The following is a 23,959-nucleotide window of genomic DNA, read 5'->3' as shown; positions in this document are numbered from 1 at the left end:
TGCCGACTCTTCAAAATACCAATAAAAAGGTATTCATTTAAAAAGTAGCATCGGAAAGAGCTCTCAAAAAAATATTTAAATTTTCTGCAACCTATTTCTTACCTTGCCTGTCTACTGCAACAGAAGATGAAGGAAACAGAGCTGATAAATCAGATAAATAACGGCAGTCCACAGGCCTTTCGGTTTTTGGTAAAGCAATACGAGCGCCTTGTATTTCATGTTGCGGCACGCATGCTTAACCAGCAGGAAGATTTGGAGGATATCTGCCAGGAGGTATTTATTAAGGTGCATCAGAAATTGCCAGAATTTAGAGGTGATTCGAAGCTTTCAACATGGATTGCAACCATTGCTTATCGGGTTACCATTAATCATTTAAAAAAACGAAAGCCCGATACTGATATTGATGACAATGAACGTGAATTTTTACATTCCGACATGATAACGGAGGAACATCCGCAAAAAATTGCAGAATCGAATGAATTAAAATTTCACCTTCGAAAAATGATTGATAAATTGCCCACGCAGTACAAAACTGTTTTAAGTTTGTATCATCTGGAAGAGATGGGCTATAAGGAAATTGTTGAAATTACAGGTTTACCTGTTGGAACGGTAAAAAATTACATTTTCAGGGCAAGGAAAATGTTGAAAGAATTGATAGAGAAAAGTGAGTTGGTACAAATTAAATACTAATGAATATGCATAGCTACAGGGGAAAACATACCGAGGACGAATTCCAAAATGTGGATCAATTGCTGAAAGAAATTTTGGAGGATGATTTCGAGCTAAATATTCCAGTTGATTTTGCTGATAATGTGGTGGAAAAAGTGGAGAAGCGAAAATCGATTAGAGAGGCCTTATTGCGTCACCTGATGATGACACTTGGCTTATTTGTGATTATGGCTTTTACTGTTGCATTCTTGTTCTATTTTGAATTGAAAGAGGCAAGCATTCTTCTTGATTTCGTCACTCAATTTAAATATCCAATTGCCTTTGTATTGTTTATTATTACAGCTATACAATTGGCGGATTCTTTCCTTTTAAGCAGAACCAAAGATCAACTTGGAGAATGACTTTAAGTTTGTGAAATCATTGGATAAAATATTAGAGACAAGGCGATGCCTTGTCTTTAACCAAAATAAAAAGGGATAATTCATCATGAATTATCCCTTTTTCTATTGCTTTAACTTCTATTTCTCTTTAAAATCATTTGGGTGAGGAGGTTTCTTTTCCTCTTCCCCCTTGGAATATGGTGCGTCGGTTCCCACAATTTTCATATTTCGATAATCATCAGGATTTAAATATATTCCAGTTCGTGTTACATTTGCAATATTTGCATAATTGTAGGTAAGTACTACCATTTCGTTATTTTCCAAATCGATAATGGTCTGCATTATTGTATTTTCGGTTCCCGATTGAGAAATAAAAAATGCATTTTTCGGGACATTTACATTGGCAGGTGGAGTAACAATGGTTTGTGTCATCTGGCATGATGCCATCAATACCACTCCCAAACAATAGAAGATTATTTTTTTCATGATTCAATTGTATTGATTATAGATTAGTTTACTATTGATTTCTTAGAGTTGATGTTACCACCAAAACAATGCCAAAAATCACACCTTTTAATTTGATTTTACACAAAAAAATATGCTATAAAAAAGATACAAGGCAATGCCTTGTATCTAATCTAAAACAACTGTTTTTCAATTGTTATAATCTTTTTTCAATTTTTACTCTACTGTATAAGTAGGAATTCGACCTGGTGTCCAAGGAGCATCTTGCTTTTCTAATTCTACTTCTACCCACTTCATATCACCAGCCAAATTCTGCAATCTCTTCAATGCAGTTGGGAACTCTTCTTTCAATATCTCAAACTGATCTTTCTGAGTTTTTGTAACTCCCGAAGTACTTGCCCAGTGTGTACCAACAATGTTGTTTATTCTATTCGAAATTGGAATCTGTGCCGGAGGGATTTCCTCCCAACTTGCTCTTGCCGGAACACCTTCAAACAAGAATTCAATCTCATTTAACTCGATTGATAATTCCTCAACTTTCTCAGATACATTCGCATCAATTCCCGGAGTTTGTACCAGTGCAGTTTTTATGGCAGCTATTTTGGCTTTATAAGATTCTACCATTTGCATACTTCCCTGAATTGCCTTTAACATACGTGCCACTTTTTGCTGAAATTGCACCAATTCTTTTCGGTTTTCGGCAGGCAATGTTCTATTGTTTAAAGTAACTGCTTTAAATTTTATGCCTTCTGCCAACATTTCATATTTCCCATTGGTTACCATTCCCATTTCAAGCTGATAGTTGCCTGGCATCACAAACATGCCCGATCTGGCTTTTTTTGTAGGCTTAAACTCCTTGTTTTTCACTGGTGAAACTGAAGGGAATTTTAAGTCCCAATTCACACGATTAATTCCTTTTTTAGCATTTGTTGTAATCTTACGAATCTCTTCTCCATCTGCATCTTTTATTGTAAACATCAAATATGGAGCTACTTCTTTCTTCTCATCTTCCAACTCTTTCCAACTTGGTTGCGGAATGTACTCCCCATTCTTAAGCAATTCTTTCTCTTTCTTCTGACGAGCTTGCTTTGCTGTTTTTGGTACTTCCTTTAAGTAGTAGGTAAATGTAGCTCCAAAGGCAGGATTAGGAGCAGTAAAATAAGTATGTCCCATGCTTCCTTTTCCACCTTTCTGAATGTACATTAACGCATCTTTTATAGGGAATAATTCAGCTTCTTTTTCAATCAACTCTACATCTACTGATCTCAAAGGAGAATAATCATCTAAAATAAAAAAGCCACGACCAAAGCTTGCCGCCACCAAATCGCACTCGCGTTCCTGAATGGTTAAATCGCGCACCGCAATGGTTGGAATTCCAGCTTTTAGCTGTATCCAATTCTTTCCATTGTTTTTGGTAAAAAAGATTCCAAACTCAGTTCCCACAAACAGTAAATTCGGATCTTCAAAATCTTGCTCGATGGTATGTACCGTTCCATTTTTTGGCAAATTACCAGCAATATTGGTCCAGGTTTTCCCCTTATCAGTACTCTTTAAAATGTATGGCTTAAAATCATCTCTCTTTCTGTTATCAAAAGATGCATAAACAACATTCTCATCATGTTTCGAAGGCATTATATCACTCACGTAAGTGTATTGAGGAATTCCCGGGAATGTTGCATGTTTCATCCATGTATTTCCACCTTGCTCACTTACCTGAATTAATCCGTCATCGGTTCCTACATACAATAAATTTTCATTTATTGGAGATTCTGCCAAAGAAACAATGGTTCCAAACTGCGAGGTAGAAACATGTTTCTTCACAGCATCGGCACTCCAATATTTTCCCATTACCTTAAACGAATCTCGATCTTTTCCTGTTGTTAAATCATCACTGATCACTTCCCACGAATTTCCACGATCATCGCTGCGGAATACTTTATTGGCAGCAACATACAATCGAGTATGTTTGTGTGTCGATAGTATCATAGGAGCATTCCAATTCCATTTGTATGCCTTCTCTCCTTTTCTTTCACGAGGTTTAATATTGATTTTTTCTCCACTCTGTTTATCGTATCGATATGAATTTCCATACTGATATTCACAATAAACAATATTCGAATCTTTTGGATCGATTTGAGCCCAAAAACCATCTCCTCCAAGAATTGGTTCCCACTCGTCATTTGTTACACCTCTTCGGCTAATATTTTGAGATGGCCCTCCAAGTGTATTATTGTCTTGAGTTCCACCATATACATTGTAAAAAGGAAGCGCGTTATCTACTTGAACTCTGTAAAACTGAGTTACCGATAAATTCGATTTGAATACGTAAGTTGCACCCGCATCAAAACTTTCGTAGATACCTCCATCTCCACCAATCATGAAATGTTTGGTATCGCAAGGATCAATCCAAAGCGCATGATCGTCAACATGGCGATTTTTCAAACCTAGTCGTTTCCAGGTCTTACCTCCATCTTCAGTAAAATGACTAAAGGTTTCAACGGAATATACTTTGTCAACATCAACTGGATCGCAGTAAATTTCATTGTAATATTGACCACTACTTGCATGATCACTCATTTTAGACCATGATTCACCTCTATCTGTAGAGCGATAGAAACCACTTCCTGTAGCAGCCTCAATAATAGCATAAACATAGTTGTGATTTACCGGAGACACGGCAATTCCCATTCCTCCAACATGTCCCGAAGGTAAGCCCGACTTTAGTTTGCGCCAATTTTCTCCTCCATCTGTTGATTTGTATATGGCTGATTCTGGTCCACCATTAATTTTTGCATGAACATGACGACGTCTCTGTTCTGATGTTGCGTACATCACATCAGGTTCAACCGGATCGATGATTACATTGTTTACCCCAGTGTTCTCACTGATATTAAGAACTTTTTTCCAGTTCTTACCACCATTGATGGTCTTATACAAACCACGATCACCTCCAGGTCCCCAAACCGAACCTTCGGCAGCGACAAATACAATATCAGAATTACGTGGATCGATTACGATGCCACCAATATGACGTGAATCTTTCAAACCCATATTTTTCCAGCTCTTGCCGCCATCCATGGTTTTGTATACGCCATCACCATAGCCCAAAGCTCGCTGATGATTGTTCTCTCCTGTACCAGCCCAAACCACATTGCTGTTATTCAGATCCATTGTTACTACTCCAATGGAGTATGATCCATACTTATCGAAAACTGGTTTCCAGGTAGTCCCATTGTTAATGGTTTTAAAAATATTACCACTCGAAACCGCCACATAGTACTCACTATGATTATTCGGATTGACTGCAAAATCAGAAATTCGCCCTGAAGTGGTAGCAGGACCTATTCCTCTAAATTTTAATCCGCTAACTAAACTTGAATTGATTAAGGAATCTTTTGTTGGTTCTTTTGTTTTTTTCTTTGCCAAAACAGAATGTGCAGGTAGAATAAGGCCTATTAATGCCAAAACTACAAACATTCGTTTCAGACTGCTTGTAAAAGTATTCATATGATTGGTTTTAGGATGAGTTGAAGTGCTATTTGGTTGAAGATAGTCACTACAACTTGTGTGTTTTATTATGACTGTTGAATTTATATGATTCTCAGATCATTTCCTAACCTGAACTCATTAATTTAATTCACCAATCACCTCTTTAGTTTGAGATAAGGCTCCTCTTCCACCTCATCTGCTCTCCAACATAAATTAGAAATAGAAAAAAGCATATATTTAAGACAAACAAGTCTTTTATTTCCGAAGAGGATAATATCAGACCATCGCGTAACTTAAAAACTAAGATGATTATGAATATAGAATTTAAAGAACTGGATCGTAAAATTGCCAAGTACATGCAAAGATTATCGATACCTGCCATTCGAATATCATTTGCTGTGATTTTTATTTGGTTTGGTATACTAAAGCCAATTGGCCTATCAGCTGCCATACCTTTGGTAAAATCAACCGTTAGCTGGATGCCATTATTTGATGCTGAAACCTGGGTCGATATTATTGGATGGTGGGAAGTATTGATTGGAGTATTCTTCTTGTTCAAAAAAAGTACACGCATAGCTATTGGCTTATTATTCCTTCAAATGACAGGAACATTTATGCCTCTGTTTATGCTTCCAGAAGTTACATTTCAAGGAGGAAACATTTTACTTCCAACTCTCGAAGGCCAATATGTAATCAAAAACATCATGATTATATCGGCTGCACTCACTATTGGTGGAAGTTTGATCTATTCGAAAAAATAACTGTACAAAAAATCCGGTTCTTAGGAACCGGATTTTACACCTATTACTTTTTGTTATTGACTATCTTTTCTTTTTACGCAACCAAATACGCTCACCTGTCTGTACTTTGTAGTTTTTCTTCACTCCATTGTACTTGCAAAGTCTTTTCAATTTCACTCCGTACTGCTGCGAAATATCATACAATGATTCACCTTCTTTTACACGGTGGAAATTATAGCCTCGGGCAGCTTTATTTCGCTTATTATGCAAATATAACCTTTGATCAACCTGTAAGATGTAATTTCTAGGAAGGTCGTTATAGCGAAGTAACTTTTTGCGCTCTACCCCCAGGTTCTTTTCAATGCTGTAGAAAGTATCACCTTTTTTAGTTACGATATAATGAATACCATTGGCAATTTCCAATCGGGCTCCAAACGGATCAATGCTTATATCACCATCAATATCCGCCAATTCTGTATCATCAGGTTTGGTTACAATAAAATCTTTACCGGCGCCTTTTCTATCCAATTTATACAGGTATTCAGCTTCGATAATATTTATCAGTTTGTGTGCATACTTGGGATCGGTAGCATAACCTGCTTTTTTTAATCCATGAGCCCAACGTTTGTAATCATTTGATCGGTATTTAAACAAAAAGGCATAGCGAGAACGAGTTGTCAAAAACTTTGAATGATCTTTATAAGAATCGTATGGGTTGGTATATTTTCTAAAGCATTCATTTTTTTTGTCATCATCGAATTTCATACTCGGGCCAACCCAATCGTGACACTTAATACCGAAGTGATTATTGGCCTTGCGAGCCAAATCAGAATTTCCATTTTGCGACTCTAATATTCCCTGAGCCATTGTGATACTGGCAGGAATACCTGTGCGTTCCATCTCTCGAATGGCCAAATCCTTATATTTTTGAATGTATTCTTTTCTGGTATAATTTTTTGCGAATACGCTTGAACATGTGGCAAGTACAAGCAGTGTGTATAGGATAATTTTCTTCATAAAAATTTAAAGTGAAAGCGATAATAAATGAGAAATCAAAATTTATGTATATCTTCGTTCCGATTTCAAAAACAACCATAAAAATATAACAATCCTGTTATCCATTGATATTTCTGTATCAATTTTTATTCACAAGATATTCCGTTGATAAGCTAACGATGATGTTTTAGTAAATATTATCGAAACTATTGTATATTTATGAGTACGAGTAGTTAGTATATAACCAATTACTTAATACTGCTTACTAATGGCTATAAAATGAAGAAAACACAAATTATAACAACAGTTTACGAATACGATTCGATAGACGAACTTTCAAAAGAAGATCAAGCATTGGTAAAACAAGCCAAAGATGCGGCACATCGCTCTTATGCTCCTTATTCAAAATTTAATGTTGGTGCAGCTTTATTGTTGGATAATGGTGAAATGGTTCAAGGTAACAATCAGGAAAACTCTGCTTATCCATCGGGCTTATGTGCAGAACGTGTAGCGGTTTTTTATGCCAATGCCAAATATCCCGATGTGCCTGTTAAAGCAATTGCCATTACCTCAAGAACAAATGGCAGTTTTCTGGAAACTCCGGTTCCTCCATGTGGCTCGTGTCGTCAAGTTTTATTAGAAACCGAAGACAGATACAATCAGCCAATTAGAGTAATTCTTTGTGGCGAAAACAAAATTAGAATTGTGGAAAGCATTAAGCAATTGTTGCCGCTTTTCTTTGATAAGGATATGTTGACTGAATAAAAAAAACGGAAGCCATTGGCTTCCGTTTTTTTTATTATTTATTCTGCTAATTTTTGTAATTCCTTCCACAAATTGTCATCCTGTGGAACTGGAGCTTTTATTCTAATTGGCTCTTGCTTTACTGGATGCATAAAACCAATTTCCCTGGCATGAAGTCCAATTCCTCCTCCATTTTTAGAACGAGGGGCACCATATTTTAAATCACCACGAATTGGCATGCCAACTTTTGAAAGCTGAGCTCTAATTTGATGATGACGACCTGTATGAAGTTTTACCTCCAACAAGAAATACTTCTGAGAGCGAGTTAACAATTTGTATTCAAGAATTGCCTCTTTCGCACCTTTCTTTTCTTTATCGAATACGTTGGTACGATTTTTTTCCTGATTTCTTAGTAAGTAATGCTTTAATGTTTCCTCTTCCACTCTCGGACAATTTTGAACTACTGCCCAGTAAATCTTATCGATTTGATCAGCCTTTTGCTGAAACATTTTATTCAAACGTGTTAAGGCTTTGCTGGTTTTAGCAAAAATAACAACCCCACTAACCGGTCTGTCAATTCTATGAGGTACACCAAGGTAAACATCTCCTGGTTTGTTATATTTTTTTTTGATGTATTTTTTTACCTTCTCGCTCAAAGGTTCATCACCAGTCTGATCTCCTTGCACAATATCACCACATCGCTTGTTAATCGCAATAATGTGATTGTCCTCATATAATACTTCTAGTCTTTCTCTTGCCACCTTAATTCAATTATAAATTATAAATGATGAATTATTAATGAAACAGACCTTTAATTATTCCAATCCAGCTTATTTTAAATAAGCTAAAATTTAATTCAAAGTACACATTCACTAATTAACACATTCACTCTCCCGATAGCTATCGGGACACTAATATTGCTCTCTTTCATTAGGGAAATCTATCGATTTCACATCTCCAATATAGGTTTCAACTGCCCCCTTAATTTCAGCAAACAAGTTATGATACCTTCTTAAGAAACGTGGAGAAAACTCTTGAGTAATTCCCAACATATCATGAATAACCAATACCTGCCCGTCAACTCCATTACCAGCACCAATTCCAATAATAGGAATAGATACACTTTCGGCAACTTTTTTTGCCAATGTTGCAGGCACTTTCTCCAAAACAATTGCAAAGCATCCTGCTTCCTCCAATAGTTTGGCATCTTCAAGCAGTTTTTTCGCTTCTTCCTCCTCTTTGGCACGAACCGCATAGGTACCAAACTTATGAATGGATTGTGGCGTTAATCCCAAATGCCCCATTACAGGAATACCAGCGGATAGAATTCGGTTAACTGATTCCAATACCTCACTACCACCTTCCAATTTCACAGCATCAGCACTTGCCTCTTTCATGATACGAATGGAAGAATTCAACGCTTCTTTCGAGTTTCCTTGATAAGTACCAAAAGGCAAATCAACTACCACCAAAGCTCTTTGTACAGCACGAACAACCGACGCACCATGATAAATCATCTGATCTAAAGTAATAGGCAATGTGGTTTCATGTCCTGCCATAACATTAGATGCCGAATCGCCAACCAATATTACGTCTATACCTGCCCTATCAACTATAGTAGCCATAGAGTAGTCGTAAGAAGTTAGCATGGAGATTTTTTCTCCCTTCAATTTCATTTCTGAGAGTACATGTGTTGTCACTCTCTTTACCGATTCTTTATGAATTGACATGATCTTAAATTTTTGGACAATAGATAAGTAAGGTGCAATTATCCCAATTCTGTTTTAATTCATACCATCAACATTTTTTCAATGGTATAAGACTGCAAAGGTATAAAAAAGGATAAAGTATCAAGCTAAAAGAAAAAAGTTAATGAAGAGTTGCTTTAATGAGATATAAAGTGAGTGCGCACAATGAATAAAAAGCTGAATGAATGTTCCATGAATAATGCATCATTTATAATTAATCATTACAGATTCTGTCTTTCTGTCAGTAAAACTGTCATGATTTTTGCTGATATTTTTACAATCTGTGCCAGTTTTACATTCGAAACTATAATTTTTGGAATGGCACAGGCTTTGATTATTCCCTATCGGATTTAAAAATGATCCGCGAGTGTATTAGAAAAAAATAAGAACATTAAATAAATACTTAAAATGGGTAAAATTATTGGAATCGACTTAGGAACTACCAACTCTTGTGTATCCGTAATGGAAGGTAACGAGCCTGTAGTAATTCCTAACAGTGAAGGAAAAAGAACAACTCCATCTATTGTAGCTTTTGTTGAAGGTGGTGAAAGAAAAGTAGGTGATCCTGCAAAACGTCAGGCTATCACAAACCCATCTAAAACAATTTTCTCTATTAAGAGATTCATGGGTGAAACTTACGATAAAGTAGGTAAGGAAATCGGACGTGTTCCATATAAAGTTTTAAAAGGCGACAACAACACTCCACGTGTTGAAATCGATGATAGAAAATATTCTCCACAAGAAATTTCAGCTATGACTCTTCAGAAAATGAAGAAAACTGCTGAGGATTATCTTGGACAAGAAGTAACTGAAGCTGTAATTACAGTTCCTGCTTACTTTAACGATGCACAGCGTCAAGCAACCAAAGAAGCTGGTGAAATTGCTGGTTTAACTGTTAAGCGTATCATCAATGAGCCAACAGCTGCTTCTTTGGCATATGGTCTTGATAAGAAAGATCAGGATATGAAAATCGCAGTATTCGACCTTGGTGGTGGTACTTTCGATATTTCAGTTCTTGAATTAGGTGATGGTGTATTCGAAGTGAAATCAACTAATGGTGATACTCACCTTGGTGGTGATGATTTCGACCAGGTAATTATAGACTGGTTGGCTGATGAATTCAATAAAGAAGAAGGCATTGACTTGCGTCAGGATCCTATGGCTCTTCAGCGTTTAAAAGAAGCTGCTGAGAAAGCTAAAGTTGAATTGTCTAGCTCAACTAGCACTGAAATCAACTTGCCATACATTATGCCAGTGAATGGTATTCCAAAGCACTTGGTTAAAACTCTTTCTCGTGCACAATTCGAGCAATTGGCTGATAGCTTAATTCAAGCTGTAATCGAGCCATGTAGAGTTGCGTTGAAAGATGCTGGTGTATCTGCTTCTGAAATTGACGAAGTTATCTTGGTTGGTGGTTCTACTCGTATCCCTGCCATTCAAAATAAAGTACAGGAATTCTTCGGTAAAGCTCCATCAAAAGGAGTAAACCCTGATGAAGTAGTAGCTGTAGGAGCTGCAATTCAGGGTGGTGTATTAACTGGTGAAGTAAAAGATGTTCTTCTTTTGGATGTTACTCCTCTTTCATTAGGTATTGAAACTATGGGTGGTGTAATGACTAAATTGATTGAGGCGAACACTACAATCCCAACCAAGAAGACTGAAACATTTACAACTGCAGCTGACAACCAGCCTTCTGTAGAGATTCACATTCTTCAAGGTGAGAGACCAATGGCTCAAGGTAACAAGACAATCGGTCGTTTCCACTTAGATAGTATTCCACCAGCACCACGTGGTATTCCACAAATCGAAGTAACTTTCGATATCGATGCTAATGGTATCTTGAATGTATCTGCTAAAGATAAAGGAACTGGTAAAGAGCAAAATATTCGTATCGAGGCATCTTCAGGATTGTCTGATGACGAAATCAACAGAATGAGAGAAGAAGCTAAGGCGAACGAAGAAGCTGATAACAAAGCAAAAGAAAGAATCGATACTTTGAACAAAGCTGACGGTATGATTTTCCAGACTGAAAAGCAGTTGAAAGAAATCGGTGATAAATTGCCAGCTGATAAGAAACAGCCAATCGAAGATGCATTGAACAAATTGAAAGAAGCACACAAAGCTCAGGATGTTGACGCTTGTAATGCTGCTATCGATGAGTTGAACAATGTATTCCAAGCTGCATCTCAAGAGATGTACAATGCACAACAACAGCAAGGTGGCCAACCAGGCCCTGATGCTGGTGCACAAGGAGGTCAAGCTGGAGGTCAAGCTAAATCTGATGATGAAGTAACTGACGTTGACTTTGAAGAAGTAAAATAATTTGACTTCAGATATATAAAAAATGGCGATCGAGTTTCGATCGCCATTTTTTTATGCTGGTAATTTAAATTTTAAGTTTAGCAGTTGTACTAATCTACTGTATCTGGTACTGAGTGCATCCAAAAAGTCTTCACTTTCATCTTGATATAATTCAATTCATACTCAACACATTTCATTGGATCATCCTTTCGATATAAGCTTTGCCCAATCTCCATAACATCCTGCATCGTTGCCCAAAGATGATTTAAACAACGGAAAACTTCTTCCTTCAACAATCCACGTGAATTAAGTAGACGATTTAGTTCTATACGATCTAACTTCAGAACCTGATAAATTGAACGAATTCCATCTATTATAGATTGAGCCACATCTTCGTTTTGTGTTGGCATATTTGCCTCAAGCTGCTGCAAAAGGTTTGGTACAATCGACAGTATTGAGCTTAAATTCTTTTTTTCCACAATCTCTACAATATAATCATACTGCTTTATTCTTGAGATTGGAAAATAATCTTGTGTCTCCAAAATTAAAGTATTTAAACTTTCTATTTTTCTAAATACTCCAATCCTAATATTCTGAATTTTCACCCCTTCAGGGCCACAACAAACAATATCTTTTGCTTTTCTGATTTGCTCAGCAAAACGTGCTTTAAACACATCATCAAATACAGGATAAACTCTTTGAAAGTCCTCAATATCTCTAGAGAAACTGTCGGAGATGAATTTTGCCGCTATTGGCATTTCATCGAAATTAAAAGGAAAATCCATTGTCTCCATACCACCAATTTTATTAGTTATGCTTTTGTTATTGTTTCCACCATTTTTGATTCCATAATTCATTCAGTCTTTATGAAATCAAATCTGAAAAATGTATTTTATCACTTCAATTGTCTCATCACCACATAAAACAATACATAATTAGAGGAAAATACATTTAATTCGATTCATAAAATACGAAATATCAACACCATCCAAAAAATTTTACAAATGATGTACAACATATTTCTATTATTAACGATTCGAACCTATTGGTTTTTATGGGAAAAGCCCAAGATTTTTTTATCGCTATTATAGTTTTATTAGTTTTGTGTTAGCTAGCTTATATGGTAATAACAAAATTGCCCAGAAGATAAAAACTGAACAAAATGATAAAATACTTATTTATTCTACTCTTGATTATAGCACCAATATTTTCACCTGCTCAAGAAATCAACAAAACAGACAAAAATGGTTTAAAACAAGGGGTTTGGATTAAAAAATACCCAAATGGAAAAATCAAATACAAAGGCTATTTTCTCGACAACAAGCCCAGTGGACGAATGGAACGCTTTCATACCAATGGTAACTTAAAAGCTGTATTAATTTTTTCTAAAAATGGGATTAAAGCAAAAGCAGAACTTTACAATGAATCTGCTCAACTTGTTGCCAAGGGAAATTTTATAAAATCGCAGAAGGATAGCATTTGGAACTATTTCGATAAAAAAGGAAATGTTCGAGCAAGTGAAACATTCCAAAATGGCATTAAAAATGGACTTAGTGAATACCGTTTTAAAAATGGCAAAATTTCAGAATCTATTCCTTTCCTTAACGGAAAAAAACATGGCATTTGGAAGCGCTTTTTTGAAGATGGTACCCCCTATATTGAAGCGAAGTACCAAGAGGGTAAACTAAATGGTTATTTTCAGGCATATTATCCTAATGGCATCATCGAATTTGGAGGAGATTATCTCAATAATAAAAAGTCCGGTAATTGGAATCATTATTCTGAGAAAGGAGATTTGCTTTTTACCATTGAATACAAAAATGGTGTGGCTTTGAATCAGGATGAGCTTGATAAACAGCAAATGAAAAAACTGGAGCAAATGGAAGCTCAGAAGGAGAAACTAATCAAAAGTGATCCAGAAAATTACCTAAACGATCCTGATTCATTCTTACGCTCTCAGATGAGACGATAAACTCCCGAAAGGAAACCATGACAAACAAAGGAATAAGTTTATTTCAATTAAATAATCAGATTAAAGGAGTTTTAAAAAACTCTTTTGATTCTGATTTGTGGATTGTTGCAGAAATTAGCGAAGTCCGCTACAATCAGAATGGTCATTGTTATTTGGAGTTGGTCGAAAAGGATGATGATACAGATCAAATTATTGCCAAAGCCAGAGCAACTATATGGGCCTATACATTTAGGATGTTAAAACCTTATTTTGAAACCAGCACTGGTCAAAGATTTTCAGCTGGAATTAAGGTTTTAATTAATGTTGGGATAGAATTTCAGGAAATTTACGGCTACACCTTAAACATTAAAGACATCGATCCTAGTTATACACTGGGAGATATTGCCAAAAGAAGAAAAGAGATCCTGAACAGATTGGAAGAAGAAGGGGTTTTGGAAATGAACAAAGAGATTGATTTCCCGGAAATTCCAAAATGTATTGCACTTATCTCCTCTCCTACGGCAGCTGGTTACGAAGATTTCACAAACCAATTGGAAAACAATGTTTCCGGATACAAATTTCACTACAAACTGTTTCCTGCCATCATGCAAGGGAATCAGGCCGAAGAATCTATTATTGAGGCACTAGATCGAATTAATGAGTATGAGGATGTATTTGATGTTGTTGTCATTATTCGTGGCGGTGGTTCAACTGCCGACTTGAATTGTTTCGATAGCTACTGGTTGGCTTTTAATATTGCCCAGTTTCCACTTCCTGTAATGTCAGGGATCGGACACGAAAGAGATGAAACCATTGTTGATATTGTAGCCAATGTCCGTGTTAAAACTCCAACTGCAGCTGCCGAATACCTGATTGACTGTTTCGACGAGAAACAAGCTTATCATGAAAGTTTGCAGGAAGAATTTTATAATGGAATAAATGAGATTCTGCTTGAGGCTTCGGAGAATTTGCATTATCTATCCAACAAGTTTTCGCCATTGGTTAAAAACATATTGGAACGAAAATCAAATCAGCTTTTGCTGGCGAATGAAAAACTAATTCATTCGGCAAAACAATTAACAAAATCACACTCTTTTAACTTGCAGAGTTTTAAAACCAAATTGAAATTAGGCTTAGAACATCGATTAAGTAATGAAAAGAGTCATGCTGAACACCTGCAAAGTAAAATTGGCATTCGAGTTGGTAGATTACTCGAAAATCAAAAGCATAAATTATCACTACACGAGCAAAGTGTAAAATATCTAAACCCTGAAAATATCTTACAAAAAGGATATACACTAACTTTAAAGGATGGAAAAATAGTGAAAGATATTTCATCATTATCTAAGAACGATAAAATTGAAACCAGATTTAAAGATGGTCTGGTTGAGAGTGAAATTCAAAAAGTAAATCCTAAAAAATACAAATAAATGGCTAAGAAAAAGATCAGTTACAGCGAAGCAATTGCCGAAATCGAAGAGACAATCATGTTGATTGAAAATGAAGAACTAGATGTTGATGATTTATCCGAAAAGGTAAAACGAGTTTCAGAATTATTGGTGATTTGTAAGGCAAAATTAAATAGTACAGAAAAAGAAGTTGAAAAAATTTTAAAAGAGATCGATGAATAAAATTTTACTCCTTTTTGCATTTGTAGTTTGGGGATTTTCATGCACTTCCCAAAAAACTACAAACAATAAAATTCAACAATTTGTAGATGAATTCACCGCTGATTCCTGCTTTTATTCGGCTGGGATTGGCATTATTATTAAAGATGTTGAAAAGGGTAAAATATTAGCTCAACACAACTCGAAATTGGCTTTAACACCAGCTTCGAGTCAAAAATTAGTTACCACGGCTAGTGCTTTGGAAATTTTAGGTGGAGATTATCAGTTTAAAACGCTTATCGAAACTGATGGGAATATTGAAAATAGAAAGCTAAAAGGGAACCTAATTATTACAGGAGGAGGTGATCCTACGTTGGAATCGAAATATTTTGAATCTCAACAAAACATTGCCAACAGAATTGCATCAAAACTAAAAAAATTAAATATCAGTACTATCAATGGTAATATTCTGGTAGATAATTCATATTTCAAACCATCCATTCCAAGAACCTGGATATGGGAAGATATTGGCAATTATTATGGTGCTGTTCCCAATGCCATCAACTATCGAGATAACATGTACACCCTTTATTTTAAATCGGGTAAAGCTGGAAACAAAACCAAAATTTGGAAAACGGTTCCACACAATACAGGTTTGGAATTCGACAATCAGGTTCTAAGCTCAGAAATCAATCGCGATTTGGCATATATTTTTGGTGGTAACACAAGTAATTTACGAAGAATAGAAGGCAGCATACCTCAGAATCGAAATGAATTTAAGGTAAAAGGAGCTTTTCTTCACCCAGAATTTGCCTTACTTGATGATCTTAAATCAGAATTAAAGAATAATAACATTCGAGTTCTGAATCAAAAAATCAAGCCTCGAACCAATCGCAAAAAGTTATTCGAAATCCCATCTCCCAAACTAAAAGAAATCGTGTACTGGACCAACCAGAAAAGCGTTAACCTTTTTGCCGATCAATTACTTTTTGAAATTGCACAAAAGAAAAATGAAAAAGCCGATTGGAAAACGGGAACGAATACCATCAATGAGTTTTGGAAAGCAAAAGGTATTGAAACCAAATACCAAAATTTACTCGATGGTAGTGGTTTATCGCATTTTAATGCCATTTCTGCTGAGTTTTTTAGTCAAATCCTGACTGACATGTATCACAGCAAAAATTATGATGCTTTCTTATCATCACTTCCTGTTGCTGGCAAATCGGGTACTTTAAAATATTTTGGGAAAGGCAGTGAACTTGTAAACAATTGGAAGGCCAAAACTGGATCGATGACAGGTGTAAGAACTTTTTGTGGCTATTTAAAAAACTCAGAAGGCAAAACTTACATTGTATGTATTTTAATTAATAATCATCATTGCTCATCTAAGGAACTCAATAATAAATTGCTAAAGCTTTTAATTCATACTTATAATTATTAAATTGAATTGGTTAACGATACAAATCAATTCAATCTTTCTTATGAGAATTAGTATTAAGTCAATAATACTTTCGCTGCTTATACTATGTAGTTTAAGTGCCTATTCATCTGTAAACAAACACATATTAATTTTAAACTCCTACCACAATGGTCTTAGCTGGACTGATTCTACCCTAAATAGTATAAAAAGAGAACTTCTGCAAGATCCAAATACGACACTTCATATCGAGTATATGGATTCAAAAAGATATTTCTCTGAAGAGTATCTGGAACACTTAAAAGCGCATTATCAGTACAAGTCTAAGGGTCAAAAATTTGATTTAATTATTTCTACTGACAACAATGCCTACGACTTTTTAATCAAAAATCGTGATGAAGTTTTCGGTAAAGTTCCTGTCGTTTTTTCTGGTTTAAACTCTTTTGTTGATCCTCCTAAAGGATATACAGGTGTATTTGAAAATTTTAATGTATGTGCCACAATTGATTTAATTGAAAAGCACCATCCAACCTATTCTAAAATAGTAGTTGTAACGGATTATAGTACCACAGGAAAAAACTTGATTACTATACTAGATGAACAAATTCAGGAAATGGGCAAACCTGTTAGATTTGAAGTTTTGAAAACCAAAAGTTTACAAGAATTAAAAATTCAACTTTCAAAATTACATTCTAATGATGTTGTTCTTTACTTGTTATATAATAGAGATATTGACGGCAATTATTACACTTACGAAAAGGGGTTTTCTGAATGTAAACCCTATTGTAAAGTTCCAATTTACTGTGTTTGGGATTTTTATCTTAACCATGGTGCCATAGGTGGATCTTTAATGACAGGAAGAACTCACGGCAAGCAAACTGCCCAAATGGCTAAAAAAGTATTATCCGGCACTCCTATTGATGTTATTCCCCCAATGAAATCTGAATACCAGTATGTGTTCGATTATAATGAATTGGTAAATTTTAATATCAAGATTAAGGATTTGCCTAAAAATTCCAAGCTAATTAATGAACCCTACAGTCTGATTAAAGAAAACAAGGAAATATTTATACTCGCTTTAACCATTTTGATCCTTTTAACCATTATTATCATCGTAATGATGATTAATATTCACCTGAGAAAATTAAGAGAACAGAAAGAAAAAGTACATATGCAGGAAATTACTGCAACCAACGTAAAACTCCAAAAAGCGATAGAGGTTGCAGAAGAATCAAGCCGATTAAAATCAGCTTTCCTGGCCAATATGTCACATGAAATACGCACACCTATGAATGCCATATTGGGATTTACAGAGCTACTTTCAGGTGATAATGTAACAGAGGCAAAAAGAAAGAAGTTTATTTCAATTATCCAGAAAAACACCAATGGATTATTAAGATTAATTAGCGACATTCTTGATATCTCAAAAATTGAAACCAATCAATTAAAGGTTGTTTTGGACAGATGTAATATCTCCAAGTTATTCGATTCGGTAAAATATGATTATGAAACAATTAAAGAGCATAAGGAAAATCACAAGCTCAACTTTATTGTAAGCACCCCCGGAGATAATCCAGTTCAAGAGGTTACAACCGATTCCGTTCGATTGCAACAAGTATTTACCAACCTTATTGAGAATTCGATCAAATTTACCCAAACTGGAGAAATTGAAGTTGGCTATACAGTTAAAGGAAAGTATATTGAATTCTTTGTAAGAGATACTGGAATTGGTATTCCGGAAGAAAAACAAGCCATTATTTTTGACAGATTCCGTCAGGCCGAATTGGATGCAAACTCAAGACAATATGGAGGTACAGGTTTGGGCCTGGCAATTAGTAAAAGCTTAATAGAAATGCTAGGAGGTCAAATTTGGATGAAATCGAAACCACAGGAAGGAACCATATTTTACTTCACTATCCCGCTATAAAATTATGAATTAGAAATTATGAGTTATGAATTTTGGTGCTATATGAAATTTAGTGGGTAACTAAATCGATCGTTATTTGAAAAACTTATCCACAATACATCATACAGAGTCTTGGTTTTATTTACATTCATAACTCATAATTCATCATTTATAATTAAAAAAAGTAATATACTCCTAATGAATATCTCGTACCACCTATCCACTTGGTATCTTCAACCTTAGCTTTTTCTGCAAGTTTACCATATGCAGCAGCAGTATACTCCGCTTCAAATTCGAACTTTAAGTTCTTGTATTTTTTACAAACACGTGGTGCCAAACGGTACAACTCTCCAATGTCTTTGCTTCTTGCATAAACCAAATCTGTCGAGGCAATATCATCCTGGGCACCGTAATTTTTAGAATATCCAGCAAGGAAGGCATATTCCCAATCATTTTTCTTGTAAGAAAACTCAGCCCACGACCCAATTACTTTAATGCCTGTGTATGATGCTTCGTTGGTTACAGGATTCAAATCCTTCACAGCATATCCGCCCAACATTAACACATCAGTAAGGTTGGTACCATAAGTGGTTTGAGCCTTAAAAGTAACCGGATTGAAATTCAATTTGAAATATCCCATAATTGCCCATGATGAAATGGTTTCATCATTTTTCCATTCCTGATAATCTCCATTTTCTTTAGAACCAGTTGTACTCATCAATGATGGTTTAAGATTCTTGTATTCACCACTTACACCAAACAGGTGTTTTTTCTTCCCTAAGTAATAATGCGCCTGTCCTTGAACAATTGGCATCCCGGCATTTCTTAAATATTTGTTAGAAGATCCATCAGGACCAGTACTTGTATAATCTCTTTCTGTTGCAATTGCTGCCAACAGTTTCCAATTGCCTGTTTTATGAGTTAATCTCACTTGCGGATTACGAGCAAATGGCTTGAATGGCAAACCTGCATTGGCACCTACCGTAAATGGGAAAACTTCAGCAACAAACAATGGAGACCATGTCTGTCCGATTAAAAGAGAAGTATTGCCCCAATCCAAATTTACAAATGCATGACGCACACGTAAACCATTGGTATCCGATTCACCGTTTCCAATAAACTCAGCTTCAATCATTCCGTTGGTTTTTGCACCCAAAATTTCAGGACCAGTAATCTTGGCATTCATTCTCGATTGAATTACCGCCATATTGTACACACCACCTTCATTAATATCTTCGCCTGCAGCATCTAAAATCTCATTTTTAGGATACAGTAGAATATGACCTTCGCGTGCAGCAACCATTTGACGGGTATCGTAAGTGAATAGAGTGTGTACATATCCACCAAATTTCACCGAAACTGGCAGTTCTTTTTTTTGTGCGTTAAGACCTGAAATGCTTATGAATGAAACAAAAAGCAATAACAGAGTTTTTAATTTTTTCATCGATTTTGTTAGGTTTTAATTCGGCTGCAAATATAATCATGATTTTTTCATAGCAAGCAAAAAACTTGAATAGGAAAGACTTAAATATTGATCAATTCAAGAAGGGCACCAAGCTTCCCCCTAATAAGCACTCAAAAATACACTTGAAACAAGACTTCTTCTACAGGCGGTAGAAGGATTTTATACCGTACGGTAGAAGGTGTTTATACCGAGCGGTAGAAACATTAATCACTTAAGGGAAAGTAATGTCACTTTGCAGTAATAAGCGGGATTGCTTATTGGATAAGTGAAAGGGGTTTAGCAATTACTGCTCGTATTCTTGAAATACAATCAATGGCCCTCCTTCAAATTCAATTCTGAAACTATCACCCATCGATTCATTTAAGGTACCTTGCCACATCATTTCCAATTTCTGATTAGTTAAAGCATATCGCAAGTTTGCTGTGGTAATTAGTGTATCTCGGTTTGGTGAGAAAATGGAAACTTGTTGTCTGGTAAAACTATCAAAATTCTTTGAGCGAACTATTGGCGTAAATACGCCATAACTGGTTAGCATTTTAACTTTTACTTTTTTGGCATATTGCGGCAATAGAAACACATTACCAATCATGTGATCATCGCGCTTACCCGTTGCTCCAACTATAGCTATTTCGTTATACTTATTTGCTATACACCATTCAACCGCCTTGGTTAAATCATTGGTATCTTGATTTGAAAAGTGATGTATAATCTCCTTATACTTCCATTTCAATTCTGAATCTAAAGAATCCAAATCACCAATAATGGCAAAAGGTTCTAATCCTGCTTTTTCCAAATTGTTAATTGCACCGTCGCAACAAATGATATGTTTTGATTCTTTTAGCTCCTTTAATGGGATTTCGTGAGTTGGAAAGGCTCCGTTTGCTAATATTACAGCTTTCTTTTGCATTCTCGATCAGTGATGATAAAATTTGAGCCTGTAAATTTAATTATTTACCTGAAATAGCCTGAGAACGAAGCATGTCTTTTTTCCATTGCAGGTAGCCAACAACAGCCATGGTAGTATAGAAAAAGAAAAGTATTGCAGTAAAATTCAAATCTTTATAAATATATAAGCCTAAAGAAACCGAGTTTACAACAATCCAAACCAACCATTGTTCCAGTATCTTGCGAGCCAACATCCATGTAGCAACAATACTCAATGCCGTGGTAAATGCATCCCAGTATGGAATCGAACCGTCGGTAAAGTTGACTAAAATGAAAGCAATTAAGGCATAAATTGCAATGCTGGTCACTAATAGTTTTAGAAATAAATTCATGTTTAAACGGATGACAGGCAGTTCTTTTTCTTGCTGTTTCCCCCTTGCCCATAAAATCCATCCATAAATACTGATAAAAACGTAATAGAACTGAAGTGACATATCAGCATACAGCTTGGCCACAAAAAACACATAGATATACATTACAGAAGTAAGCAAACCTACAGGCCACAACCATTTGTTCTGTTTGATTTCCAGGTACAGAAATAATAATCCTAATATGGTTCCTATGATTTCAACAATATTGTCAGTTATCCAGTTCATATATTAATCATTAGATAGAGACGCACAGTCGTGCGCCTCTACAAAATTATATTTTAGAATCGTAATGTTACACCTGCCAGAACATTTGTTCCTGCCTGTGGATAATAGTATCTCCATGTTTTTTCAACACCTTGCTCATACCAGTTTCCACCATATGCATTGTTTTCATACTTGGTATCAAATACATTGTTAATGCTTAATTGGAAAACAATTTCTTTCATCCAACTTGGTTTGATACTGTAGTTCAATCTTAAGTTGTGAACATTGTAATCATCCAACTTTCGATCTGCACTAGCAGTATTATCAAAATACTGTTCCCCTACATACTTGCTAACAAAACTTACATCAAAACCTTTTGAAGGAGTCCAGGTTAAAATGCTGCTTCCAACTGTTTCCGGTGAGTAGCTAATGTCTGTATCTCCTAACTCTTTCCCTTTATATTCTTTGTTCCAATTTTCATCGTAGTAAGTTGAATACTCTACAAAGTCTTTAATTCTGTTGCGACTTAAAGTAAGGTTAGCATCCCATTTTAATGTTGGAAAAATCTGTACACCCCAAATCAATTCAATACCTGTTCGGTAACTCTTATCTACATTTGTCATGATATCATAGCCAACGCTATTTTTCTCTCCTGTTGGTACCAACTGATCGCGATAGTACATGTAGTAAAGATTTACACCAAAAGTTGCTTTCGCAGATTTATAGTTATAACCCAATTCATAATCAAATAATGACTCATCAACAGGATATGAACTTGGATCGCCTTTGGCATCTTTAAAGTTTGCACGAGTTGGCTCACGATGAGCTACACCAAATGATGCATAAGCTGAGTTTCTATCGTTAAGGGTATAATACAATCCCACTTTAGGATTGAAGAAATCAAATTTATGCTCCTGAACCAATGGCAAAAGATCATCATCCGTACCATCCATATCGTAAGAAATATGACGATACTGAACATCTCCATACGCATTTAATTTGTCGCTCAATTCAACATTCATCTTGGCAAAAACATTGTAATCGGTCTTCTCTCCAGTATTCAAATACCATTGATGACCATTAGGAACCCCACCGTTTTGAGCCCAAAGAATATTTCCAAAATGATCTCCGTCATAACGATTCCAGGCACCACCAAATGATGCATCAATTCTGTTCTTTTTATAATTTAACGAATATGTAAATCCGTAAAAATCGTTCTTCAACCACTTTTGACGAGTTAAATCAGTTTTGGTAACTTCCTTTCCATCAACAGTAGGATTTGTTAACCCATAAGACTTGTAATCGGTAGTATGATAATCATTATCATCATCTTGAAACTGCTCATAGAATCCTTTTCCTTTTGTATAGTGAAGAGCTGCATTCAAATTCAGATTGGAAGTCAACTCTTGTGAGTAGAACAACTGATAATGCGTTTGCTTGTAATTATCAGTCTGATTGTCGTAATACCTTGTAACACCATTTTCGTCAATATACTCTCCTGCAGGATTGTATCTTCTATCCTCAACAACACTTTCATCAGGATTATTAATAGTAGGGTTCCCCCACCAGCTAATACCCGTTTTTTGATCACCCGAAATGATGTTGAATTTCAACATGCTTCTTTCTGTGTAATAAGTACCACTGGCAAAAAATGATTCATGATCAGAAAATGCACGGTCAACATATCCGTCAGACTTTAACTTTGAGTAACGAGCATCAAAACTAAATTTTCCATTGATTAAGCCTGTTCCAGCTTTAAAAGTATTACGGAAAGTATTGAACGATCCAGCTACACTTTGAACTTCAGCATAAGGATCTGCATTTACAGTTTCTGTTTGAAAGTTAATAGTAGCTCCAAAAGCTGCAGCACCATTGGTAGATGTTCCAACTCCACGTTGAATTTGAATGTTATCAACCGATGAAGCAAAATCTGGCATGTTTACCCAAAATACACCTTGCGATTCTGAGTCATTCAATGGCACACCATTTATGGTAACATTAATACGAGAAGCATCCGTACCACGAATGCGTAATGCTGAATAACCAACACCATTACCAGCTTCCGATGATTCTACCAAAGAAGGAGTCAAGCTTAACTGGTATGGAATATCCTGACCTGTATTTTGCTTTCTAACCTCTTCTCCACCCAAATTGGTTACTGCTACAGGAGCTTTGTTTCCTGCTCTTGTTGCTGCAACCAGCACCTCTTCGGCCATTATGGCAGTTGGATTTAATTTAAAATCTAAATTCTTTGATTCAGTAAGCTTTACAGAACTTTCCTTTGTTTCATAACCCAAAAAAGAGATCACAAATTGGTATTCTCCAGCTTTTAAATTTGTAAACTGATATTCACCATATGAATTGGTAACAGTTCCCAAATAAGTTCCTTTTACTGCAATTGCTGCACCAGGAAGTGCATTTCCGCTTTTATCGGTAACTTTTCCATTTACATTTAATTGTGAAAAACCGATAAAGCATACAAATTGCAATACAATTAACAGAGTTGCTCTGCGCAAGACAGAGTTCATTTGCTTAAACATTGTGTAATAAATTAAAACGTT

20 protein-coding genes are annotated in these 23,959 nt (G+C 35.6%); 10 read left to right on the top strand and 10 right to left on the bottom strand.

What is annotated here, in order from left to right; genetic code table 11:
* Positions 1 to 126 precede the first annotated feature (126 nt).
* Both M0051_RS02985 and M0051_RS02980 read left to right on the top strand, forming a co-directional pair.
* Positions 127 to 690: an RNA polymerase sigma factor gene (locus M0051_RS02985; RefSeq protein WP_306740051.1), complete on the top strand. Its 564-nt coding sequence runs from the start codon at positions 127 to 129 to the stop codon at positions 688 to 690.
* A complete protein-coding gene (locus M0051_RS02980; RefSeq protein WP_306740050.1) occupies positions 690 to 1,070 on the top strand; it encodes a hypothetical protein in 381 nt (126 codons plus the stop codon). The genes M0051_RS02985 and M0051_RS02980 overlap by 1 nt, the downstream gene beginning before the upstream one ends.
* A gap of 117 nt (positions 1,071 to 1,187) precedes the next feature.
* On the opposite strand, the gene M0051_RS02975 is transcribed toward M0051_RS02980, so the two are convergent.
* Together M0051_RS02975 and M0051_RS02970 are read right to left on the bottom strand one after the other, a co-directional pair.
* Positions 1,188 to 1,535 (bottom strand): hypothetical protein, encoded by a 348-nt coding sequence (locus M0051_RS02975; RefSeq protein WP_306740049.1) that lies wholly within the window; start codon positions 1,533 to 1,535, stop codon positions 1,188 to 1,190.
* 195 nt (positions 1,536 to 1,730) lie between these two features.
* A complete protein-coding gene (locus tag M0051_RS02970) occupies positions 1,731 to 5,021 on the bottom strand; it encodes a hypothetical protein (protein ID WP_306740048.1) in 3,291 nt (1,096 codons plus the stop codon).
* 293 nt (positions 5,022 to 5,314) lie between these two features.
* Here M0051_RS02970 and M0051_RS02965 point away from each other — a divergent pair, with 293 nt between their 5' ends.
* Positions 5,315 to 5,764: a hypothetical protein gene (locus M0051_RS02965; RefSeq protein ID WP_306740047.1), complete on the top strand. Its 450-nt coding sequence runs from the start codon at positions 5,315 to 5,317 to the stop codon at positions 5,762 to 5,764.
* A 60-nt stretch (positions 5,765 to 5,824) separates the two neighbouring features.
* Here the strand turns inward: M0051_RS02965 and M0051_RS02960 are convergent, their stop codons facing one another.
* Complete coding sequence (locus M0051_RS02960; protein WP_306740046.1) at positions 5,825 to 6,760, bottom strand: glucosaminidase domain-containing protein; 936 nt, start codon at positions 6,758 to 6,760, stop codon at positions 5,825 to 5,827.
* A gap of 258 nt (positions 6,761 to 7,018) precedes the next feature.
* On the opposite strand from M0051_RS02960, the gene M0051_RS02955 reads away from it, so the two are divergent.
* Entirely contained in the window at positions 7,019 to 7,504 is a 486-nt protein-coding gene (locus M0051_RS02955; protein ID WP_306740045.1) for a cytidine deaminase, read from the top strand.
* Positions 7,505 to 7,542: 38 nt separating this feature from the next.
* Here the strand turns inward: M0051_RS02955 and M0051_RS02950 are convergent, their stop codons facing one another.
* The gene (locus tag M0051_RS02950) at positions 7,543 to 8,244 is read right to left on the bottom strand and encodes an RluA family pseudouridine synthase (protein WP_306740044.1); all 702 of its coding nucleotides are present in this window, start codon (positions 8,242 to 8,244) and stop codon (positions 7,543 to 7,545) included.
* Between the two features lie 150 nt (positions 8,245 to 8,394).
* On the bottom strand, positions 8,395 to 9,213 hold the full coding sequence (panB, locus tag M0051_RS02945; protein WP_306740043.1) for a 3-methyl-2-oxobutanoate hydroxymethyltransferase: 819 nt from the start codon (positions 9,211 to 9,213) through the stop codon (positions 8,395 to 8,397).
* Between the two features lie 426 nt (positions 9,214 to 9,639).
* Between panB and dnaK the strand changes: the two genes are divergently transcribed.
* On the top strand, positions 9,640 to 11,553 hold the full coding sequence (gene dnaK, locus M0051_RS02940) for a molecular chaperone DnaK (protein ID WP_306740042.1): 1,914 nt from the start codon (positions 9,640 to 9,642) through the stop codon (positions 11,551 to 11,553).
* An 89-nt stretch (positions 11,554 to 11,642) separates the two neighbouring features.
* Here dnaK and M0051_RS02935 read toward each other — a convergent pair whose 3' ends face one another.
* Positions 11,643 to 12,389 carry a hypothetical protein gene (locus M0051_RS02935; protein ID WP_306740041.1) on the bottom strand — a complete coding sequence of 249 codons (747 nt, stop codon included), beginning with the start codon at positions 12,387 to 12,389 and terminating at the stop codon, positions 11,643 to 11,645.
* 305 nt (positions 12,390 to 12,694) lie between these two features.
* Between M0051_RS02935 and M0051_RS02930 the strand changes: the two genes are divergently transcribed.
* Genes M0051_RS02930 through M0051_RS02910 form a run of 5 tightly spaced genes read left to right on the top strand, consistent with a single transcriptional unit; the run spans position 12,695 to position 18,434 of the window.
* Positions 12,695 to 13,504 carry a toxin-antitoxin system YwqK family antitoxin gene (locus tag M0051_RS02930; RefSeq protein ID WP_306740040.1) on the top strand — a complete coding sequence of 270 codons (810 nt, stop codon included), beginning with the start codon at positions 12,695 to 12,697 and terminating at the stop codon, positions 13,502 to 13,504.
* Positions 13,505 to 13,521: 17 nt separating this feature from the next.
* Positions 13,522 to 14,913 carry an exodeoxyribonuclease VII large subunit gene (xseA, locus tag M0051_RS02925; protein WP_306740039.1) on the top strand — a complete coding sequence of 464 codons (1,392 nt, stop codon included), beginning with the start codon at positions 13,522 to 13,524 and terminating at the stop codon, positions 14,911 to 14,913.
* Positions 14,914 to 15,114: an exodeoxyribonuclease VII small subunit gene (gene xseB / locus M0051_RS02920; protein ID WP_054714562.1), complete on the top strand. Its 201-nt coding sequence runs from the start codon at positions 14,914 to 14,916 to the stop codon at positions 15,112 to 15,114.
* A complete protein-coding gene (gene dacB / locus M0051_RS02915; protein ID WP_306740037.1) occupies positions 15,107 to 16,531 on the top strand; it encodes a D-alanyl-D-alanine carboxypeptidase/D-alanyl-D-alanine-endopeptidase in 1,425 nt (474 codons plus the stop codon). Before xseB ends, dacB begins: the two co-directional genes overlap by 8 nt.
* Before the next feature lie 40 nt (positions 16,532 to 16,571).
* Positions 16,572 to 18,434 carry a sensor histidine kinase gene (locus tag M0051_RS02910; RefSeq protein ID WP_306740036.1) on the top strand — a complete coding sequence of 621 codons (1,863 nt, stop codon included), beginning with the start codon at positions 16,572 to 16,574 and terminating at the stop codon, positions 18,432 to 18,434.
* Between the two features lie 154 nt (positions 18,435 to 18,588).
* Here M0051_RS02910 and M0051_RS02905 read toward each other — a convergent pair whose 3' ends face one another.
* From M0051_RS02905 to M0051_RS02890, 4 genes are all read right to left on the bottom strand, one after another.
* Positions 18,589 to 19,857: a DcaP family trimeric outer membrane transporter gene (locus M0051_RS02905; RefSeq protein WP_306740035.1), complete on the bottom strand. Its 1,269-nt coding sequence runs from the start codon at positions 19,855 to 19,857 to the stop codon at positions 18,589 to 18,591.
* 304 nt (positions 19,858 to 20,161) lie between these two features.
* The gene (locus tag M0051_RS02900; RefSeq protein WP_306740034.1) at positions 20,162 to 20,785 is read right to left on the bottom strand and encodes a thiamine diphosphokinase; all 624 of its coding nucleotides are present in this window, start codon (positions 20,783 to 20,785) and stop codon (positions 20,162 to 20,164) included.
* A gap of 40 nt (positions 20,786 to 20,825) precedes the next feature.
* Complete coding sequence (pnuC, locus tag M0051_RS02895) at positions 20,826 to 21,419, bottom strand: nicotinamide riboside transporter PnuC (RefSeq protein ID WP_306740033.1); 594 nt, start codon at positions 21,417 to 21,419, stop codon at positions 20,826 to 20,828.
* A gap of 53 nt (positions 21,420 to 21,472) precedes the next feature.
* Entirely contained in the window at positions 21,473 to 23,938 is a 2,466-nt protein-coding gene (locus M0051_RS02890) for a TonB-dependent receptor (protein WP_306740032.1), read from the bottom strand.
* Positions 23,939 to 23,959: the final 21 nt, after the last annotated feature.

The sequence above is a fragment of the Marinifilum sp. D714 genome, from assembly GCF_030851345.1.
Lineage (GTDB): Bacteria > Bacteroidota > Bacteroidia > Bacteroidales > Marinifilaceae > Marinifilum.
This window is presented reverse-complemented; position numbering and strand designations above follow the sequence as displayed.

Bases quoted from the DNA above. Each gene is read 5' to 3' on its own strand.
- panB (WP_306740043.1), bottom strand. From the start codon at position 9,213: ATGTCAATTCATAAAGAATCGGTAAAGAGAGTGACAACACATGTACTC.
- M0051_RS02905 (WP_306740035.1), bottom strand. From the start codon at position 19,857: ATGAAAAAATTAAAAACTCTGTTATTGCTTTTTGTTTCATTCATAAGC.
- M0051_RS02985 (WP_306740051.1), top strand. From the start codon at position 127: ATGAAGGAAACAGAGCTGATAAATCAGATAAATAACGGCAGTCCACAG.
- M0051_RS02980 (WP_306740050.1), top strand. From the start codon at position 690: ATGAATATGCATAGCTACAGGGGAAAACATACCGAGGACGAATTCCAA.
- M0051_RS02960 (WP_306740046.1), bottom strand. From the start codon at position 6,760: ATGAAGAAAATTATCCTATACACACTGCTTGTACTTGCCACATGTTCA.
- M0051_RS02900 (WP_306740034.1), bottom strand. From the start codon at position 20,785: ATGCAAAAGAAAGCTGTAATATTAGCAAACGGAGCCTTTCCAACTCAC.
- M0051_RS02910 (WP_306740036.1), top strand. From the start codon at position 16,572: ATGAGAATTAGTATTAAGTCAATAATACTTTCGCTGCTTATACTATGT.
- dacB (WP_306740037.1), top strand. From the start codon at position 15,107: ATGAATAAAATTTTACTCCTTTTTGCATTTGTAGTTTGGGGATTTTCA.
- M0051_RS02970 (WP_306740048.1), bottom strand. From the start codon at position 5,021: ATGAATACTTTTACAAGCAGTCTGAAACGAATGTTTGTAGTTTTGGCA.
- M0051_RS02975 (WP_306740049.1), bottom strand. From the start codon at position 1,535: ATGAAAAAAATAATCTTCTATTGTTTGGGAGTGGTATTGATGGCATCA.
- M0051_RS02935 (WP_306740041.1), bottom strand. From the start codon at position 12,389: ATGAATTATGGAATCAAAAATGGTGGAAACAATAACAAAAGCATAACT.
- M0051_RS02890 (WP_306740032.1), bottom strand. From the start codon at position 23,938: ATGTTTAAGCAAATGAACTCTGTCTTGCGCAGAGCAACTCTGTTAATT.
- dnaK (WP_306740042.1), top strand. From the start codon at position 9,640: ATGGGTAAAATTATTGGAATCGACTTAGGAACTACCAACTCTTGTGTA.
- xseB (WP_054714562.1), top strand. From the start codon at position 14,914: ATGGCTAAGAAAAAGATCAGTTACAGCGAAGCAATTGCCGAAATCGAA.
- M0051_RS02955 (WP_306740045.1), top strand. From the start codon at position 7,019: ATGAAGAAAACACAAATTATAACAACAGTTTACGAATACGATTCGATA.
- pnuC (WP_306740033.1), bottom strand. From the start codon at position 21,419: ATGAACTGGATAACTGACAATATTGTTGAAATCATAGGAACCATATTA.
- M0051_RS02965 (WP_306740047.1), top strand. From the start codon at position 5,315: ATGAATATAGAATTTAAAGAACTGGATCGTAAAATTGCCAAGTACATG.
- M0051_RS02930 (WP_306740040.1), top strand. From the start codon at position 12,695: ATGATAAAATACTTATTTATTCTACTCTTGATTATAGCACCAATATTT.
- xseA (WP_306740039.1), top strand. From the start codon at position 13,522: ATGACAAACAAAGGAATAAGTTTATTTCAATTAAATAATCAGATTAAA.